The organism is Tabrizicola sp. (assembly GCF_022842145.1).
GTDB lineage: Bacteria > Pseudomonadota > Alphaproteobacteria > Rhodobacterales > Rhodobacteraceae > Tabrizicola.
In genome coordinates this window covers 590360-607240 of the sequence record NZ_JALHQD010000002.1, presented here as the reverse complement: position 1 = coordinate 607240, position 16881 = coordinate 590360, and the positions used below count along the sequence as shown (strand labels likewise).

The window sequence follows — 16881 nt, the reverse complement described above, 5'->3', positions numbered from 1 at the left end:
ATGACGATGATCGACATCGAGGACAAACCCTCCAGCCTCTGGCGCGATGCCTGGCGGCGGTTGAAGCGGAACAAGCTGGCCGTCGCGGGGCTGGCTATCATCGCCGCTCTGGTGATCGTCTCGGTCTTCGGCCCTTGGCTATCGCCCTACGACTTCCTGTCGCAGAACCTGGACCTGCGGAACCAGCCGCCCTCAAGCCAGCATTGGCTGGGCACCGACGACCTTGGCCGCGACGTCATGTCCCGCCTGATCTATGGCGCGCGGACGGCTTTCATGGTGGCGGTAGGGGTGACCATCATTGCCGTTCTGATCGGCGTCATCCTGGGCGCCATCGCGGGCTTCTACGGCGGTTGGTTCGACCGCTTCGTCATGTGGTTCACCGACATCACCATGTCCGTCCCGCAACTCCTTCTGGTCGTCGTGATCAACGCCAGCCTCAAGCAGCCGATCAGCCTCTGGATGGAAGCGCGCTACATGGAGACGCTGAACCCGATCTACCGAAATACTCAGATCGTCGACTTCGTGCTGGTCTTCGGGGCCATGGCGCTGATCACCTGGCCTCCCTATGCCCGCCTCGTCCGCGCGCAGGTCCTGTCAGTGCGACAGCGGCCCTATGTGACGGCGGCGCGGGCGCTGGGGCTGACCAACCGGTTGATCCTGACCCGCTATGTCCTTCCAAACGCAATGGGACCGCTGATTGTCGCGGTCTCGGCGGGGTTGGGCACGGCGATGGTGCTGGAAAGTGCGTTCTCGTTTCTGGGTGTCGGGGTCACACCACCGACGCCAAGCTGGGGCAACATGATTTCCGACGGTTTGCGGGTCTGGACAAACTATCCGCACCTTCTTGCCGCACCGGCTGCCGTACTGGCGGTGGTGACGGTCGCGTTCAACTTCCTTGGCGACGGTCTGAACGACGCACTTAATCCGAAGGGGCAGAAATGACCCTCTTGGACATCAAGGGCCTGACCATCGACATCGCCCGCGACACCGGCCCCGCGCGGGTGGTGGATGGCATCGACCTCGCAGTGATGGAGGGCGAAAGCCTGGGCATCGTCGGCGAATCCGGCTGCGGCAAATCCTTGACCATGCTGTCGCTGGTGGGCCTTTTGCCAAACCGCATCCGCGCGACCGGAGGGCAGGCGCTGTTCGGTGGGCGGGACTTGCTGAAGCTTTCGGCCAAGGAACTCCGCAAGGTCCGCGGTTCGGAAATCGGCTTCATCTTCCAGGACCCGATGACCAGCCTGAACCCCGTGATCCGCATCGGCGACCAGATCGCCGAGGCGCTGATCTACCAGAAGGGCCTGACCAGGGCTCAGGCAAAGGACCGGGCGGTCGAGCTGCTGGCCCTTGTTGGCATACCGGCACCCGAAGAACGCGCGAACGCCTGGCCGCATGAACTGTCGGGCGGCATGCGCCAACGGGTGATGATCGCGATGGGGCTGGCGGGCAACCCGAAGCTCTTGATTGCCGACGAACCCACAACCGCGCTGGACGTCACCATCCAGGCGCAGATCGTCGACCTTGTGCGCGAGTTGAAGGACCGGCTGAAGATGTCGGTGGTCTGGATCACCCACGACCTTGCGCTGATCGCTGGGTTGGCGGACCGCATTGCGGTGCTCTATGCCGGAACCGTTGTCGAAGATGCCCCGGTGGACGCGATCTTCGACCGCCCCACGCACCCCTATACCCGCGCGCTTCTAGGCTCGTTGCCCACACTGGCGGGCGCCGCGATGGAGCGGTTGCCGTCGATTGCGGGGACACCTCCCGAACCCGGACGCCGCCCGCCGGGCTGCCCCTTCGCTCCACGCTGTGCCTTCGCCCTGCCCTCCTGCCGCGAGGCCGTTCCGAAGCTGCAATCGGTGCCTGGCAATGCGCGACACAAGGTTGCCTGCCCGGTAATGCTGGAGGCCAACGTATGACCGCCTTGCTGGAAATTCGGGGACTGGCAAAGCGCTATGACATCCGTCTCGGCGCATTCGGCGAAAAGCAGGCCGTGGTCCGCGCGCTGGACGATTTCAGCGTGGATGTGGTCGAAGGCGAAACACTTTCCCTGGTCGGCGAGTCGGGTTGCGGCAAGTCCACGACGGGGTTCGCGATCCTGAACCTGCAGCGGCCCTCCGCGGGGTCGGTGCGCTACAAGGGACAGGATATCGCAGGGCTGGATGAGGACGCCATGCGCCCCTTCCGGCGCGATCTGCAGATCGTGTTCCAGGACCCCTATTCGACGCTGAACCCACGGATGACCATCGGTGAGGCCTTGGCCGAACCGATCCGCTTCCACGGCCTTGCCCCGAAGGGCGAAGTCCCGGCCCGTGTGGCGCGTCTTCTGGAAGACGTCGGCATGACCCCCCGCTTTGCCAACCGCTATCCGCACGAACTGTCGGGCGGCCAGCGTCAGCGGGTGGCGATTGCCCGCGCTCTGGCCTGTCAGCCCCGCTTCATCGTCTGCGACGAGGCGATCTCGGCCCTTGATGTCTCGGTGCAAGCGCAGATCCTGAACCTGCTCCTTGACCTGCAGGAAAAGTACGGGCTGACCTATCTGTTCATCGCACATGACCTTGCGGTCGTTCGCCACATCAGCGACCGGGTAGGTGTGATGTATCTGGGGCGGCTGGCCGAACTGGCTCCGTCGCAAGCCCTCTTCGCCGAACCGCTGCACCCCTACACCCGCGCGCTATTGTCCGCCGTGCCGGAACCCAACCCGCGCGCGCCGCGCAATCGCCAGCGGCTGGTGGGCGAAGTGCCAAGCCCGCTGAACCCACCCACGGGCTGCCGCTTTCATCCGCGCTGCCCCTTGGCACGTGACATCTGCAAGACCACGGTTCCCGACTGGCGCGAGGTGGTGCCAAGCCACCACGTCGCCTGCCATGCGGTAACAGGACCGGGACGGACGAACTGGGAAGGACCGGCATGACCGCGCCAATCGGCATAACCATGGGCGACCCCGCCGGGGTGGGCCCAGAGATCATCGTGAAGTCGATGGCTGCCATGACGCCCGAGGCACGGCGCGGCTACCGCATCTTCGGCAATTCCGACAGTCTTGCGGCGGCCGAGAAGGTGCTGGGGACCGGGCTGGATGTGTCCTCTCTGGACCTGCACCAGACCGATATTCCGGGCGGCATGATGCCTTTCGGCAAACTCGACCCGCGTGGGGGCGAGGCCTGTTTCCGCTTCATCGAGGCCGCCGTGCGCCAGGCGGAAAAGGGCGACATCGCGGGGATCGTCACCGCACCCATCAACAAGGCGGCGCTCAACGCCGCCGGGCATCACTACGACGGACACACGGGCATGCTGGCAAGCCTGACCGGGTCGAAGTCCAGCTTCATGCTGCTGACGTCCGAGCGGTTGAACGTGATCCACGTCTCCACCCATATCTCTCTGAAAGGGGCCATCGACCGGGCGCGAACCGACCGTATCCTGGCAACGATCCGGGCAGGCCATCAGCAGTTTCTCCGCCTCGGTATCACGCCGCGGATCGCCGTGGCGGGCCTGAACCCGCATTGTGGCGAGGGCGGCCTGTTCGGTGACGAGGATGACACCCAGATCGCCCCGGCCGTCGCGGCCGCCCAGGCCGAAGGGATCGATGCTTATGGCCCGATCCCGGCGGATACGGTCTTTCACCGCGCTTACGAGGGTGCCTTCGACCTGATCGTCGCGCAGTACCACGACCAGGGACACATCCCGATCAAGCTTGTCGCCTTCGACACGGCTGTAAATGTCAGCCTCGGCTTGCCGATCGACCGCTGCTCGGTGGACCACGGCACCGCTTTCGACATCGCGGGCAAAGGCATCGCGAAAAACGTCAATCTGGACCATGCGCTGGCCTATGCCCGCCGCATGGCCGCCACCCGGAGCCCGAGATGATCAGCGGAGTCTATTGCGCTTCGGCCACCCCGGTGAACGCGGACCTTTCACCCGACCTTGAGGCTCTGGCAGCCCATGCCAAGGCGCTGATAGCCGATGGATGCGACGGGATCGCGCTTTTGGGGACGACGGGCGAGGCCAATTCCTTCTCGCTGACCGAGCGGAAGACGATCCTCGAAGCGGCGGCGACTGCCGTGGGTCCGGAACGCCTCATGCCCGGCACCGGGGTCAATGCCCTGCCGGAAACCATCGACCTCACGCGCCACGCGCTATCCCTGGGCGTCACTCGTGTCGTCATGCTGCCACCCAGTTACTACAAGGGAGTCAGCGACGAGGGTCTGTTTCGTGCATACGCCCATGTCATTGAAACGCTTGCAGATACCCGGCTTCAAGTCATTCTCTACCACATCCCGCAAGTCTCGCACGTGCCGATCAGCCACGACCTGATCGAGCGTCTGGTGACGGCATTCCCGCAGACCGTGGTGGGCATCAAGGACTCGGCCGGCAAGATCGAGAACATGACGGCAATGATCGACCGCTTCCCGGGTTTCTCGGTTTTCGCCGGGGCCGATCCTTTGCTTTTGCCGCTGATGGGCAAGGGCGGCGCAGGCTGCATTACCGCGACGTCGAACCTGGTGGCCGACAGCCTGGCGACGGTCTTCCGCCACCACGCTGACCCTGCCCGCAAAGCCGAAGTAGAGGCCGCACAGGCCCGGATCAACGCCTTCCGCGACCTCTCGAACTCCTACACCCAGATCCCCGCGATCAAGGCGATGGTCGCCTTCCGCCACGGCTCTGCCGTCTGGACCCGGACGCGGCCACCCTTGGTGGGCCTTGCGCCCAACGAGCTAACCCAACTGAAAGACCGACTGACCGCCATTGGCGCCAGCGTGAAGGACCTTGCCGCATGACCGACCTCTCCCGCCCCCTGCGCATCCATCAGCCCCGACGCGTGGAGTTCGGCACCGGCACCGCAGCCGAGGTCGGCAGTTGGGCAAAAGCCGAAGGCTTCCAGCGCATCCTCGTGCTGACGCAACGGTCGATGGCCGGGCGGGTTCAGTCACTGGCCCTGCCGGGACAGGTCACGGTGTTCGACGGCGTGAAGCCCGAGCCTGACAGCGACAACCTCGCGCTTGCGGTCGCCGCGGCGCGCGAGGCAACACCCGATCTCGTCATCGGCTTCGGCGGTGGATCGGTGATGGACCTTGCCAAGCTGGTGACCGTGCTGCGCGGCGACCAGGTGCTGGCCGACATCGTCGGGCCGAACAAGGTGACCGGGCGGCAGAACGCGCTCGTTCTGGTGCCGACGACAGCAGGCACCGGATCTGAGGCCGGCATCCGCGCGCTGGTGACGGACACATCGACCGGGATGAAGGTGGCCGTCGAAAGCCCGCACCTCCTGGCCGACATGGTCGCCATGGACCCTGCGCTGACCATGTCCCTGCCCCCCGCCGTGACCGCAGCTACCGGGATCGACGCGATGGCGCACTGCGTCGAGGCCTTTACCAGCCGGAAGTCGCATCCGCTGATCGACAACTACGCCCTGATGGGCATCGAGTTGGTCGCCCGTTACCTGCCCCGCGCCGTCACCGATGGCTCGGACGCCGAGGCGCGGGCCGGGCTCCTCCTCGCGGCCTATTACGGCGGGATCTGCCTCGGGCCGGTCAACACCGCCGCCGGTCATGCGCTGGCCTATCCGCTGGGCACTCGGCTGAAGCTGCCCCACGGTTTGGCGAACGCGATCATCTTCCCGCATGTGCTGGCCTTCAACGCCGCCGCCGTCCCGGAAAAGACTGCCAAAGTGGCCGGGCTTCTGGGCCTGACCGGCGATCTGCTACGCGCGGCAGGCGGCTGGTGTGGTCGCTTGGGAGTGAAGATGCGCCTGTCCGAGAATGGCGCGACCGATGGTCAACTGGCCGGATGGGCAACCGAGGCGCATGGCATTCGCCGCCTGATGGACAACAATCCGCGCGACATGAGCGTCTCCGACGTCGAAGCGATCTACCGAGCCGCGTTCTAGCGCGACGACAGGTCCAGCAGGCGCCCTTCGAACAGCCGGTCTCGCGATCCCGTGACATGTCGCAGCATCGTCTCGCGCGCGGCTTCCGCCTGTCCAAGGCGGATCGCGTCGAAGATCGCCGTATGCTCATCCAGCACATGATCCAACCCGCCGCGGACCGTTTGCAGGGATAACCCGTGGAACTTCATGCCCACGGCGATGTGGTCCTTCAGCGCGCGCATCGAGGTCTCGAAATACTGGTTGTTCGACGCTGCCGTGATGGCAAGGTGAAAGCTGAAATCCGCGTCCTCACGGTGGCTGCGGCGCTCGGTGGCATCACGCAACAGCGCCAGGAACTTCGAGATTTCAGCAAGTTGCGCCTCACTGCGCCGGATCGCGGCCATCGCGGCGGCGGCGGGTTCGATGGTCAGGCGAAACTCGTAGCAGCGCTGCAGGTCCGCGATGGTTTCGACCGGCTGAAAGGCCAGGGTCTTCGGCTCTCCCCGCGCGGCGACAAAGCTGCCCGACCCCTGCCGCGAGATCACCAACCCCTCGGCGCGCAGCCGCTTAAGCGCGGCGCGGATGACCGGTCGGGAGACCTCGAACTGGCGGGCAAGGTCGTTCTCGCCCGGAAGCCGCGCCCCATCCGGATACTGGCCGTCCGATATTGCCCGCCGCATTCGGTCGTGGACGACATCGGCAAGCAGCACAGAACGGGGCGCCGAGGCGGGACGAGGATCCGAAGCTTCGGCAAGCTTGTACGCGGTCATGGGACGCCTTCCGGGCTTTGCGCGGCCTGCCAAAGCCGCAAAAACGTATCCGGCGGGCCGAACCCGCCAGACTTGGTGATCAGATCGGGAAAACCCGGCACGTCGACGGCGCGGCACAAAGGAAGGCCGGGCAGGACGTCCCCCACGACCTGCAAGAGCCGGATGCCGGCCGCGTCCAGCACGGCCGCAGCGGTTTCGCCCCCGGCCAGCACCAAAGTCCCAAGATCCGCGACCCTGTGAACCACGCCCTTGGCAAGACGTGAAGCGACCACTGGCCCATCAGCCCCTGGACCCGTAGTCGCCTGAATCATGAAGGCACCGGGGGCGCCGATGGGCCCAACCTCTCCGTCCGGGGCTGCAATGAACCTTGGCCCGCCTGCCGCCCGCAGCTCAGCAACCTGCGCCAGCGTGACCGGATCGCGCGAGCCGACGACAAAGCCGATAGCGCCCGGCTGCAGAGGGGCGGGGACTGGCACTCGCCCAGTGCACAACCGCCGCGCCAAGGCCGCAGCAAGGCCTTTCGCCGCCGCGACGAGTGTTCCGGGCTGGATCAAGGCGCCAATCCGGTCAAGGTCGCCATCGCTGGTCGCATCCGGCACCATGCAGGGCAAATCCAGATCGACCGTTTCCGCCACCGACAGATCCTGAGCGATACCATGCCCGCGCAGCCTGCCCTGAGCGACGACCCGACCCAACTCCGGAATGGCCGGGCAAAGCAGGACGCGCGCAGACTGCAGCACTTCGGACATCCCCGACACCTCAGCCGCGATCGGTCCCTTGAGCCGCGAGTCGATCTTCTTGATCCAGATCGTGTCCGGCCCCGCCGCCGCGATCACCGCCCTCGTCGCCGCCACCGCCCGCCTGCGGGCTTCATCCGGAGGCAACTCCCGCGTGCCAAGGTTGACCGACAGGACCTCTGGCGCAAGGGCAAGTGCCGGACCAATGGCATCAAGCGAAACCGCGGTAAGACACTTCATCCCCAATGCCGCGAAGGGAGCGACCGAATCCAGCGATCCGGTCAGGTCATCGGCGATCAGAACTGCGGTCAGAACAGACATGCCCCACACTGTTCTACTTGGCGTAACTGGGCAACATGTAAATCTGACACCAACTTGTCAAACCACGCATGATCTCCGTTTCAACCCGGCAGAACCTCCACAAGCAGGGGATTGGGAAACCGACGCGTCCGCGTCACCGCGAAGAACGTCTCGCCGATGCCATCCAGCCGGCTAGCCTCGACCAAGGTGCCCGACAGAAGTTCGTCGCGCACGACAATCGGCGGAATGATCGCAAGCCCGGCGTCGGCGCGTGCCAGAAGGCGGATCATCGCCATGTCGTCGACTTCGGCGGCGAAGATCGGAGTCACGCCCAGTCGGGTGGCCAAGGCATCGAATGCGGCCCGCAAGCCGGTTTCGCGGGTGGGCACGATCAGGGGATGCAGGGCCAGCAGGTCCCGCAGCGGCGGCGGCACTGTGCCGACCCGGGCAGGCGATCCGATCAGACTGACCAGCTGCTCGTCCAGTCGGTGCACAAGCCAGTGGCTCGTGGCATCCCGCGCCGGAGCGACGTTGGTCAGGATCACGTCCAGCGCCAATCCTTCCAGACCGCGCAGCAGTTCCTCCAGCGACCCGGACCGCAGAACGACCTCGACATCGGCCCGCCCGATCAACGGCCGCAGGAACTGCATCTGGAAATTGCGCGACAGGGTTGCCAATGCGCCCACCCGCAAAGCACGGCGCATCCTCCCGGTTTCGCGCAGGGTGGCCGTCAGGTCGTCGGCGGTGCGAAAGATCGCCTCGGCATGATCCAATGCAATGCGCCCGGCCTCGGTAATGACCAGCCCCCTTCCCCGGCGCTCAAAAAGATCCTGCCCCAAGGAGGCTTCCAACGCCTTGATCTGGCTAGATAACGCCGATTGCGAAAGGTTCAGGCTTCGTGCGGCCCCGGTCAGGGTTCCGTCACTGGCAACAGCGCGGAAAAGTCGCAAGTGGTGCAGGTTCAATGGTGCCATTATTCTACCCAACAGAACGTTCTGCGTGAATATATGTAATTTTTTGAAGGATTGGCAACTGATAGATCGCCCCGAACTGCCCAAGCTCGGAGACCGCGATGACCACCTTGCCGCTTCTTTCCCTTGCACCGGCCTTCGTGCTGGGCGCCGCCATTCCCCTCGCTGCGAATTCTGGTCGTCGTCCCGGACGCCTGCCCCAGCTTGCTGAAGCGGCAACTCTTGCAGCCATCGGCATGGCGCTAGCCGGTCTGATCCAGCTCTGGCTGACCGGACCGCAGGTGCTGACGCTTGGCGGATTGGCGCTTGTGAGGCTGGACGTCATCAGCGTGACGCTCGGGTTGCTGGTGGCTTTTGTGGGTTGGGTCGTCGCCCGTTTTGCGCGCCGTTATCTCGACGGCGAGGCGCAGGAAGGCCGCTTCCACGCGCTGACCCTGGCCGCCATCGCCTCGGTCCTGCTCCTGGTCCAGGCCGCAAGCCTGCCGGTCCTGATCCTCAGCTTCCTGGCCACGGGGCTGATCCTGCGCAACCTGCTCCTCTTCTACCCCGACCGACCCGAGGCGCAGCGGGCCGCGGCCAAGTTCATCCGCGTCTGGGGCGCCGGCGACATTGCACTGATCGCCGCTTCGCTCCTCCTGTGGCAAAGCCTTGGCACCGTCGACATCGCAGCCCTGACCGCCTTCCCGACCTTGCCCCCGCTCGCCGAGCTTGCCGTCGCCCTCCTAGTCCTCGCCGCAGCCCTAAAGACCGCCGCATTCCCGCTGCACGGCTGGCTGACCGAGGTGATGGAGGCCCCGACCCCCGTCTCAGCCCTGCTGCACGCGGGCATCATCAACTCTGGCGGAGTGCTTCTGATCACGCTGTCCGGACTGGTTCAGCACAGCGTCGGCGCGATGGCGGCGCTGGTGATGATCGGCGGCTTCACCGCGCTGTTCGGGGCGCTGGTCATGCTGACACAAAGCGCGGTCAAAACAGCACTAGCCTGGTCCACCGTGGCGCAGATGGGCTTCATGCTTCTGCAATGCGGGCTGGGGCTCTGGGCGCTGGCACTTTTGCACATCGTCGCCCACTCGCTTTACAAGGCCCATGCGTTCCTCTCCTCGGGAAGCGCCGTCCAGGCGGTGAACGCGGTGCGCAAGCCCGGCCCCGTGGCTGTTCCCGGCCTTTGGGCCGTGGCCCGGTCCTTCGCTCTCGCGCTGGTGCTTTACGTCGCCGTCGCTGCGGCCTTCACGACCCTTCTGGGAGAGAAATCGGCACAGGCGCTGGCTCTTGGCACCATCCTGATCTTCGGCGTCTCCTACCTGATCGCCCAAGGTCTGGCCGATACCGCACCGGGAACACTGACCCGGCGCACCGCCGCCGCTTCACTGGGGGCCGCGCTGGCCTACTTCAGCTTCCAGGTCGCAGCCCAGGCCATCTGGGGTCCCTCGCTGCCCCCTGCCCCGGTCGCCGGGCCGCTGGAATGGGCGCTGATCGTGCTGGCCGTCCTCAGCTTCGGTTTGGTCGCCTTTGCGCAGGCGCTGTTCCCGCTCTGGGCGCACCACCCGTCGACCGCCGGGCTGCGGGTGCATCTTGCCAACGGCCTTTACCTCAACGCGCTGCTGGACCGCCTGATCGGCGGCTTCCGGACGGCTCCGAAAGCCTGACCGATGGAGTTTTCCATGTTCTTGAAGCACACAGAAATCACGCCCTCGCGGTCCTCGCAGCTTCTGCTTGCCGCCGAAGCCGCCGCCCGCGCCATCCCGCCCGCCTTCCCGCTGGATGCCACCGTGGCTGTAAACCCCTTCCTCGGCCAGGCGCATGAGGATCTGGCCCAGACTTCGGCCCGGCTGGCGCGGGTGGCGGGAATCGCCCTGACGCAACCGCGCGCCGAGCTGGCGGCAAAAGTCGCCGCGGGCGAGATCACGGACGATGACCTTGCCGCCGCGCTGATCGCCTCGGCTTGCCCGGTGAAGCCCCGCGATCTGGCTTGGGCGAGGACGCGGATGCTGACGCCGGCAGCCGCCCCGCAGGCTCTGCCCACGGTGGCACAGCTCGCGGCGGAGGCGACCGGAACCGACTGGCCTGCCGTGATCGATCGCAGCTTCGGCCTGTGGGCTGCGGGCTACTTCGACCGTGGCCAGGCGCTCTGGACACCCCGGCCCGGCCACAGCGCGTATGCCGCATGGCGGGAATGGGCTACCCATGACCTTACTCCGGAAATCGCCGGACTGACCGGCTTCTGCGCGCATGTCTCCGAAGCCCCCGACACCGCCGAGCGTGCCATCCTGCGCGCCGCCGAGCGGCTGGGACTGACGGGTGAAGCGGCCGAAACCGCATTCCACAGGCTTATCGTCGACATGGGCGGCTGGCCGATGCACGCGCGCTGGCTGCTTTGGCAGGCGGAACTGCAAGGCGGGACCGATGCCACGCTGACCGATCTTCTGGCGATCCGACTGGTCTGGGAAGAGGCGCTTCTCGCACACGCGCCCGCCATCGCGGCAGACTGGCAGGCCACAGTGGTCGCCCACTCGCTGCCGCTCCTGCCCACGCCCGACCAGGCGCTGGACGCTGTCCTGCAGGACGCGGCGGAACGTGCTCACCAGCGCAAGCTTGCGGCGCTTCTGTCTGGCCCCACCCCGCGCACTGGCCGCCCTGCCCTGCAGGCCGCCTTCTGCATCGACGTCCGCTCCGAAGTCCTGCGCCGGGCGCTCGAAGCCCAGGGCGACCAGATCGAGACCATCGGCTTCGCGGGCTTTTTCGGCCTGCCCGTCGCCCATCGCCCCGAGGGCACCGATGAACTTCAGGCCCACCTGCCCGCGCTCCTGAATGCCGCCATGATCTCCACCAGCCATGGCGACGACGGCGTGGAGACCGAGACCCGCATCAAGGCTCGCGCCAAGCGCGCCTGGGGCCGGTTCCGGCAGGCGGCGGTATCCTCCTTCGCCTTCGTCGAAGCAGCGGGCCCGGTTTATGGCGGCAAGCTTGTCCGTGATGCCCTGGGCCTTGGCGGCAATGGCCTGCACCCCGGTCGGCTGCCGCAGATCGAGGGTGGCCTTTCGGCGGAAGCAAAAGCGCAAACGGCGGCGGCGATCCTTCGGGCCATGAGCTTGACCGAGGGCCACGCCCGGCTGGTCCTGCTGATCGGCCACGGGGCTCAGGTGACCAACAACCCACACGAAAGCGCCTACCACTGCGGCGCCTGCTGCGGTCAGACCGGCGAGGTCTCGTCCCGTCTGCTTGCCGCGCTCCTGAACGACCCGGAAACCCGTGCCGGTCTGCCTGCCCTGGGATTGACGCTTCCCGAAGACACGCTGTTCGTCGCAGGTTTGCACGATACGGTCACGGACAAGGTCACGCTTTACCGCGACGCGCCCGCCGCCGACCACACAGCCGACCTGACACAAGCCGAAGCTTGGCTTACGGCCGCTGGCAAACTTACCCGCGGCGAGCGCGCCCTTCGGCTGCCCGGGGCGAAGGGCGAGACCCTGGCGAAGCGCGCTGCCGACTGGGCCGAGGTGCGGCCCGAATGGGGTCTTGCGGGCTGTGCCGCCTTCATTGCCGCGCCCCGGACCGCGACGGCGGGCCGCGACCTGCAGGGCCGGGCCTTCCTGCACAGCTACAACTGGCAGGCCGACCAGGGCTTCGGCACTCTGGAACTGATCCTGACTGCCCCCGTCGTCGTCGCATCCTGGATCAGCCTGCAATACTACGGCTCGGCCGTCGCCCCGCAGCTTTTCGGGGGCGGCAACAAGCTGATCCACAATGTCGTCGGCGGGATCGGGGTCGTCGAAGGCAACGGCGGCGTCTTGCGGCCCGGTCTTCCGGTCCAGACGCTGCATGACGGGGCGAGCCCGGCCCACGATCCGTTGCGGCTATCAGTCATGGTCGAGGCCCCCGTCGAGGCGATCACCGAGATCCTGCGCAAGCACCACGGCGTGCGGCAGCTGTTCGACAACGGCTGGCTCCACCTCTTTGCGCTGCAGGACGGCCGCATCTCTGCGCGTTACCGCCGGGACCTCAACTGGGAGACAAGCTCGCCCATCGCGGTCCTTGCGGCGTAACGACCCTAGAGGTCGGCCCACATCCTCGCGCGGCGGTCGGCAAGGATATCGGCAAGGCCCCGATCCGGCTCGATGGCCCGGGTCGGTGCGACCGGTTCTTGCAGGCAGGTCAGCGGGGCACCGGCAGCGACGGCCGCCAGCCGACCGGCACCGCAAGGACCGGCCATGTCGGCCCCGTCGATCAGATGGACGGTCCGGCCTAGCGCCGTGGCAAGCAGCGTCAGCCACAACGCACTGCGGGTCCCGCCGCCGACCACGGTGAAGCGTTCGGGCCGAACGCCGACCTCCTCCTGCGCGGCGATGCAGCTTGCGAACTGGAAGGCCACGCCCTCCATCGTCGCATAGGCCAGCATGGCCGGGGTGACACCGGGATGCAGGCCGGTGATGCGTCCGGTCATGTCAGGTCGGTTCAGCGGAGTCCTTATGCCGGTCAGGCAGGGCAGGAAGACCGGCGCCGTGGCGGGCCCCTGTTGGGCCACGAAAGTTCCCGCCTCGGCGTCCAGCTCGGGAACCCGGCGTCCGGTCAGCTGCCCGACCCAGTCCAGGCTGGCCGTAGCCGACATCACCACCCCCATCGACAGGAAAACCTCCGGCACGACATGTGCCGAGGTCAGGATCGCCCGCTCTGGTCCGGGATGGAAGGCACCGTCCACGATGCAGGCAACGCCCGAGGTGCCGATGGTCAGCACTGCGTCTCCCGGCCGCGCCCCCCCTGCCCCAAGCGTGGACCCCATGTTGTCCCCGGCCCCGGCGGCAACCGCGACCGGTCCGGCCATGCCCCAGCGGCGCAGAAGATCGGGCTTCAGCCGACCGGCTTCGGCCCAGCTTGGCAGGATCGGCGGCAGGCAAACCGGGTCCCAGCCGACGATCGCACACAGGCCCCCGTCCCATTGGCCGGACGCCACATCCAGAAGCTGGGTTCCACCCGCGTCCGAGGGTTCCGTGGCGACCTCTCCGGTCAGCGCCAGCCGGACATAGTCCTTCGTCAGCATCAGCATCCGCGCCCGGTCCATGAGTTGCGGCTCATGTTTCCGCAGCCACATCAGTTTCGGCGCGGTGATGCCGGGATCGGGCGTGCCGTTCGTGCGCCGCCCGATGTCAGGAACGGCGGCCAGCAACTCGTCGCATTCGACCAGCGCGCGCTGGTCGTTCCACAGCATCGCCGGGCGCAGGGGGCGAAGCCCCTCGTCCAGGATCAGCGCGCAAAGCATCTGACCCGAAAGCCCGATCCCCCGGACTGCGGCCATCTCCCGTGGAGCGTCGGCCGCAAGCCGGTCCAGACAGGCCAGTACGGTAGATACCCAAAGGTCAGGATCCTGTTCGCTGTAGCCCACCTTCGGGCGGCGGACGGCCACCGGCTCGGCGGCTACGGCCACGACGCGGGTCAAGTCTTCGATCAGCACTGCCTTGATGCCGGAGGTTCCAAGGTCAATGCCGATATGCAGCGCCATCAGCCGCTTCCCAGCAGCGCGCGGGCCGTCGCCTCGTCGGTCACCAGCGTATTCACCACGCCCCGCTTCAGCACAGCGCGCACCACCAGAACCTTGTGCGGCCCCCCTGCGGCCAGGATAACGTTCGGGATCGGGCCAAGGTCGTCCAGCCCGATGCCGATGACGCGCTCGTTGATGGGATGCGCGATGGGATGGCCATCGGCGTCGATCACCACACCCAGGACATCGCCCACCGCACCAAGTGCGCGCAACTCGTCCATCGTGACATCCCCCGGCAACCCGTCCCGCATCAGCAGCGAGTTCTTCGAGATGTCCCCCGCCGCCATCGCCAGCGCATCGACGCCCCGCAGCTTTTCCAGCACTTCGCGGAACACGTCGAGCTGCATGATCGTGTCCCTGCTTTCCCGGGACCCTGCGTAAAGTGGCGCGGTGAAGTAGCTGTGCTGCGCACCCAGAAGGTCGGCGAGACGCGTGGTGATCTCGAAGCTGTTCAGGTCGGACCCGCGCGTCAGGCCGCCCATCACGCTCATCACCTCAAGGTCGGGGCGTTCCATCGCAGCGACAAAGCGGGTGGCGATGTTCAGTGTACCGCCCCATGACATGCCGAACAGGCGGACCACGGGGTCGGCAAGCACTTCCGAAAGCAGGTTTCCAAGGGCCGCGCCCACGATCATCTGGACGTCGCGCTGCTCCATCGGTGCCGGAGCGACGTAGGCCTGGCGCAAGCCGAACCGGGCACGAAGGGCTGCCTCCAGTTCGGCGCAGGCCGCGAAGGCGGTGTTGAAGGTAATGCGGACAAGCCCCCGCGCCGTCGCCTCGGACAGGGCCTTGTTGACCCGCAACCGGGTTGCACCCAGCTTTTCGGCGACTTTCTCCTGGGTCAGGCCCTCGACATGGTAAGCCCAGGCGACCTGAGCCAGGAACCTCTCCTCGGTATCGATTTGCGGAAGCTTCGGTGCGCGCGCCATCTGGACCCTACTTCACGGCCCCCATGGTGAGGCCCCGGACAAGGTGTTTTGATGCCAGGAGCGCAAAGATCAAGACAGGGACGACGATCAGCGTCGATGTGGCCATGATCTTTCCGTAAGGCACATCGTAACCCTCCATGAACGTCACCGCCATCGCCGGGGCGGTCTTGGCTGCCTTCGGGGCCAGGATGTAAGCGAAGAGAAGCTCGTTCCACGAGAAGATGAACGACAGAATGCTGCTGACGGCGACCCCCGGCATCGCCAAGGGCAGGCAGATCGATCGAAAGATCCGCCACTGGCTGGCACCTTCCAGCATCGCGGCCTCGTCCAGCTCGCGCGGGATCGACCGGAACTGGTCGGTGCAGATCCAGATCACGATCGGCAGTGTGAAAGTCAGATACATCAGGATCAGCGCCAGATGAGTGTCGCGGAGGCCAAGCTCGCGGCTGATCAGGAAGACGGGGAAAGCCAACACGACGGGTGACACGAAGCGGTTGGTGATGAACCAGAACCACAGGTCGGTCTTGCCGCGAAACTCGAACCGCGCCAGCGCGTAAGCTGCGGGTGTGCCCAAACCCACGGCCAGCGCAGTGGTGCAAACCGCCACGATGATCGAGTTGATCAGCGCCGGGCCGACCTTGTCGACGAAAAGCACCTCCCAGTAATTCGCCAGCGTGGGTGTGAACCACCAGACCGGCGGCGATTCCAGCGCGACGACCTGCGTCTTCAGGCTGGTCGTCACCATCCAGTAGAACGGGAAGACGCAGAAAACCCCGATCAGCAGAAGGAGGAGGCCCTCACCCCAAAGGCTGCGGCGTTGGATGGGAGCGGCCATGTCAGCGGACCTCGCGGTAGAAAAGACGGATGTAAAGCCGGGCGAGGATGATGGTGATCGCCAGCATGATGATCGACTGCGCCGCAGCCATACCGATGTCGAACTGGCGGTTGCCGACCCGCTCGATCAGGACGGCAATGAACTCGGTGGCAGACCCCGGCCCGCCCCGCGTCATGGTAAAGGGCATGTCGAACAACTTCAGCGTATCCGCCGTCCGCAGGATCAGCACGGCCACAAGGCTTGGGATCAGGAACGGCAGTTGCACATGTCGGAGTACGGTCCAGTTCGACTTCGTCTCCAGCTTCGCGGCCTCTTCGATTTCGGGCGGGACGGTCGCCAGGCCGGCCAGCAGGACCAGCGCCACGAATGGCGTCCACTGCCAGATGTCCCACATCACTACGGCAATGAATGCATTTGTCGGGTCGCCGATAAAATTGATCGCATCCACGCCGACCCAGCCCAGCATCTGGTTGATGACGCCGTATTTCTGGTTCAGCATCACCTGCGCCAGCAGTCCCACGACGGCGTAGGTCGTGGCCATCGGCAGCACCAAGGAAAGCCGCGTCAGGGTCTTCCAGAAGGTCAGTCCCGGGCGGTGCAGGACCAGTGCGATCAAGAGGCCAAGTGAAATCTGGATCGGCACCGCGATGATGAACAAAAGGCCGGTCCGGCCCATCGCCTGCCAGAAGACCGGGTCGCTCAGGACCGCCGCATAGTTTTCCAGGCCCACGAAGCGTTGTTGCGCCAGCTTGGTCAAGTTGAAGTAGTGCAGGCTCTTCCACACCGCGTACAGCAAGGGGGCGATGCCGACGATGGCCAGCGCCGCAACGGCAGGGCCAAGGAAGGCGGCGATCGTGCGCCGAGGCACGCGGAACGACATTGAAACCTCGTTTCGGTCTTGCGGTGGCAAGGCCCCCGCCACAAGGGACGGAGGCCTGTTCAT

General features: G+C 66.1%; 15 protein-coding genes. 8 read left to right on the top strand and 7 right to left on the bottom strand.

Going from position 1 to position 16881, the window contains the following annotated elements; translation table 11 throughout:
- The 6 genes from Q0C42_RS07985 to Q0C42_RS07960 are packed head-to-tail and all read left to right on the top strand — an operon-like array spanning window position 1 to window position 5884.
- Window positions 1-942 carry an ABC transporter permease gene (locus Q0C42_RS07985; RefSeq protein WP_295074277.1) on the top strand — a complete coding sequence of 314 codons (942 nt, stop codon included), beginning with the start codon at window positions 1-3 and terminating at the stop codon, window positions 940-942.
- Window positions 939-1919 (top strand): ABC transporter ATP-binding protein, encoded by a 981-nt coding sequence (locus Q0C42_RS07980; RefSeq protein WP_295074276.1) that lies wholly within the window; start codon window positions 939-941, stop codon window positions 1917-1919. The genes Q0C42_RS07985 and Q0C42_RS07980 overlap by 4 nt, the downstream gene beginning before the upstream one ends.
- Window positions 1916-2914 carry an ABC transporter ATP-binding protein gene (locus Q0C42_RS07975; protein ID WP_295074275.1) on the top strand — a complete coding sequence of 333 codons (999 nt, stop codon included), beginning with the start codon at window positions 1916-1918 and terminating at the stop codon, window positions 2912-2914. Before Q0C42_RS07980 ends, Q0C42_RS07975 begins: the two co-directional genes overlap by 4 nt.
- Window positions 2911-3864, top strand: coding sequence for a 4-hydroxythreonine-4-phosphate dehydrogenase PdxA (pdxA, locus tag Q0C42_RS07970; protein WP_295074274.1), 954 nt, complete (start codon window positions 2911-2913; stop codon window positions 3862-3864). Before Q0C42_RS07975 ends, pdxA begins: the two co-directional genes overlap by 4 nt.
- The gene (locus tag Q0C42_RS07965) at window positions 3861-4775 is read left to right on the top strand and encodes a dihydrodipicolinate synthase family protein (protein ID WP_295074273.1); all 915 of its coding nucleotides are present in this window, start codon (window positions 3861-3863) and stop codon (window positions 4773-4775) included. The genes pdxA and Q0C42_RS07965 overlap by 4 nt, the downstream gene beginning before the upstream one ends.
- Complete coding sequence (locus Q0C42_RS07960; protein WP_295074272.1) at window positions 4772-5884, top strand: iron-containing alcohol dehydrogenase; 1113 nt, start codon at window positions 4772-4774, stop codon at window positions 5882-5884. Before Q0C42_RS07965 ends, Q0C42_RS07960 begins: the two co-directional genes overlap by 4 nt.
- Here Q0C42_RS07960 and Q0C42_RS07955 read toward each other — a convergent pair.
- From Q0C42_RS07955 to Q0C42_RS07945, 3 genes are all read right to left on the bottom strand, one after another.
- Window positions 5881-6633, bottom strand: a complete 753-nt coding sequence (locus Q0C42_RS07955) for a FadR/GntR family transcriptional regulator (protein ID WP_295074271.1) — start codon at window positions 6631-6633, stop codon at window positions 5881-5883. The two genes, Q0C42_RS07960 and Q0C42_RS07955, sit on opposite strands and share 4 nt — an antisense overlap.
- On the bottom strand, window positions 6630-7691 hold the full coding sequence (locus Q0C42_RS07950; RefSeq protein ID WP_295074270.1) for a four-carbon acid sugar kinase family protein: 1062 nt from the start codon (window positions 7689-7691) through the stop codon (window positions 6630-6632). Before Q0C42_RS07950 ends, Q0C42_RS07955 begins: the two co-directional genes overlap by 4 nt.
- Before the next feature lie 80 nt (window positions 7692-7771).
- A complete protein-coding gene (locus tag Q0C42_RS07945; RefSeq protein ID WP_295074269.1) occupies window positions 7772-8644 on the bottom strand; it encodes a LysR family transcriptional regulator in 873 nt (290 codons plus the stop codon).
- 98 nt (window positions 8645-8742) lie between these two features.
- Between Q0C42_RS07945 and Q0C42_RS07940 the strand changes: the two genes are divergently transcribed.
- Both Q0C42_RS07940 and Q0C42_RS07935 read left to right on the top strand, forming a co-directional pair.
- Window positions 8743-10287: a proton-conducting transporter membrane subunit gene (locus tag Q0C42_RS07940; protein ID WP_295074268.1), complete on the top strand. Its 1545-nt coding sequence runs from the start codon at window positions 8743-8745 to the stop codon at window positions 10285-10287.
- A 15-nt stretch (window positions 10288-10302) separates the two neighbouring features.
- Window positions 10303-12684, top strand: coding sequence for a YbcC family protein (locus tag Q0C42_RS07935; RefSeq protein WP_295074267.1), 2382 nt, complete (start codon window positions 10303-10305; stop codon window positions 12682-12684).
- Window positions 12685-12689: 5 nt separating this feature from the next.
- On the opposite strand, the gene xylB is transcribed toward Q0C42_RS07935, so the two are convergent.
- The 4 genes from xylB to Q0C42_RS07915 are packed head-to-tail and all read right to left on the bottom strand — an operon-like array spanning window position 12690 to window position 16818.
- Window positions 12690-14135 (bottom strand): xylulokinase, encoded by a 1446-nt coding sequence (gene xylB, locus Q0C42_RS07930; protein WP_295074266.1) that lies wholly within the window; start codon window positions 14133-14135, stop codon window positions 12690-12692.
- Entirely contained in the window at window positions 14135-15103 is a 969-nt protein-coding gene (locus tag Q0C42_RS07925; RefSeq protein ID WP_295074265.1) for a sugar-binding transcriptional regulator, read from the bottom strand. The genes xylB and Q0C42_RS07925 overlap by 1 nt, the downstream gene beginning before the upstream one ends.
- Window positions 15104-15110: 7 nt before the next feature.
- Window positions 15111-15938, bottom strand: coding sequence for a carbohydrate ABC transporter permease (locus Q0C42_RS07920; RefSeq protein ID WP_295074264.1), 828 nt, complete (start codon window positions 15936-15938; stop codon window positions 15111-15113).
- 1 nt (window position 15939) lies between these two features.
- A complete protein-coding gene (locus Q0C42_RS07915) occupies window positions 15940-16818 on the bottom strand; it encodes a carbohydrate ABC transporter permease (protein WP_295074263.1) in 879 nt (292 codons plus the stop codon).
- Window positions 16819-16881: the final 63 nt, after the last annotated feature.

What these genes read in the sequence shown, in the direction of transcription:
- Q0C42_RS07985 (WP_295074277.1), top strand. Translation starts at nt 1, where the DNA reads ATGACGATGATCGACATCGAGGACAAACCCTCCAGCCTCTGGCGCGAT.
- Q0C42_RS07980 (WP_295074276.1), top strand. Translation starts at nt 939, where the DNA reads ATGACCCTCTTGGACATCAAGGGCCTGACCATCGACATCGCCCGCGAC.
- Q0C42_RS07975 (WP_295074275.1), top strand. Translation starts at nt 1,916, where the DNA reads ATGACCGCCTTGCTGGAAATTCGGGGACTGGCAAAGCGCTATGACATC.
- pdxA (WP_295074274.1), top strand. Translation starts at nt 2,911, where the DNA reads ATGACCGCGCCAATCGGCATAACCATGGGCGACCCCGCCGGGGTGGGC.
- Q0C42_RS07965 (WP_295074273.1), top strand. Translation starts at nt 3,861, where the DNA reads ATGATCAGCGGAGTCTATTGCGCTTCGGCCACCCCGGTGAACGCGGAC.
- Q0C42_RS07960 (WP_295074272.1), top strand. Translation starts at nt 4,772, where the DNA reads ATGACCGACCTCTCCCGCCCCCTGCGCATCCATCAGCCCCGACGCGTG.
- Q0C42_RS07955 (WP_295074271.1), bottom strand. Translation starts at nt 6,633, where the DNA reads ATGACCGCGTACAAGCTTGCCGAAGCTTCGGATCCTCGTCCCGCCTCG.
- Q0C42_RS07950 (WP_295074270.1), bottom strand. Translation starts at nt 7,691, where the DNA reads ATGTCTGTTCTGACCGCAGTTCTGATCGCCGATGACCTGACCGGATCG.
- Q0C42_RS07945 (WP_295074269.1), bottom strand. Translation starts at nt 8,644, where the DNA reads ATGGCACCATTGAACCTGCACCACTTGCGACTTTTCCGCGCTGTTGCC.
- Q0C42_RS07940 (WP_295074268.1), top strand. Translation starts at nt 8,743, where the DNA reads ATGACCACCTTGCCGCTTCTTTCCCTTGCACCGGCCTTCGTGCTGGGC.
- Q0C42_RS07935 (WP_295074267.1), top strand. Translation starts at nt 10,303, where the DNA reads ATGTTCTTGAAGCACACAGAAATCACGCCCTCGCGGTCCTCGCAGCTT.
- xylB (WP_295074266.1), bottom strand. Translation starts at nt 14,135, where the DNA reads ATGGCGCTGCATATCGGCATTGACCTTGGAACCTCCGGCATCAAGGCA.
- Q0C42_RS07925 (WP_295074265.1), bottom strand. Translation starts at nt 15,103, where the DNA reads ATGGCGCGCGCACCGAAGCTTCCGCAAATCGATACCGAGGAGAGGTTC.
- Q0C42_RS07920 (WP_295074264.1), bottom strand. Translation starts at nt 15,938, where the DNA reads ATGGCCGCTCCCATCCAACGCCGCAGCCTTTGGGGTGAGGGCCTCCTC.
- Q0C42_RS07915 (WP_295074263.1), bottom strand. Translation starts at nt 16,818, where the DNA reads ATGTCGTTCCGCGTGCCTCGGCGCACGATCGCCGCCTTCCTTGGCCCT.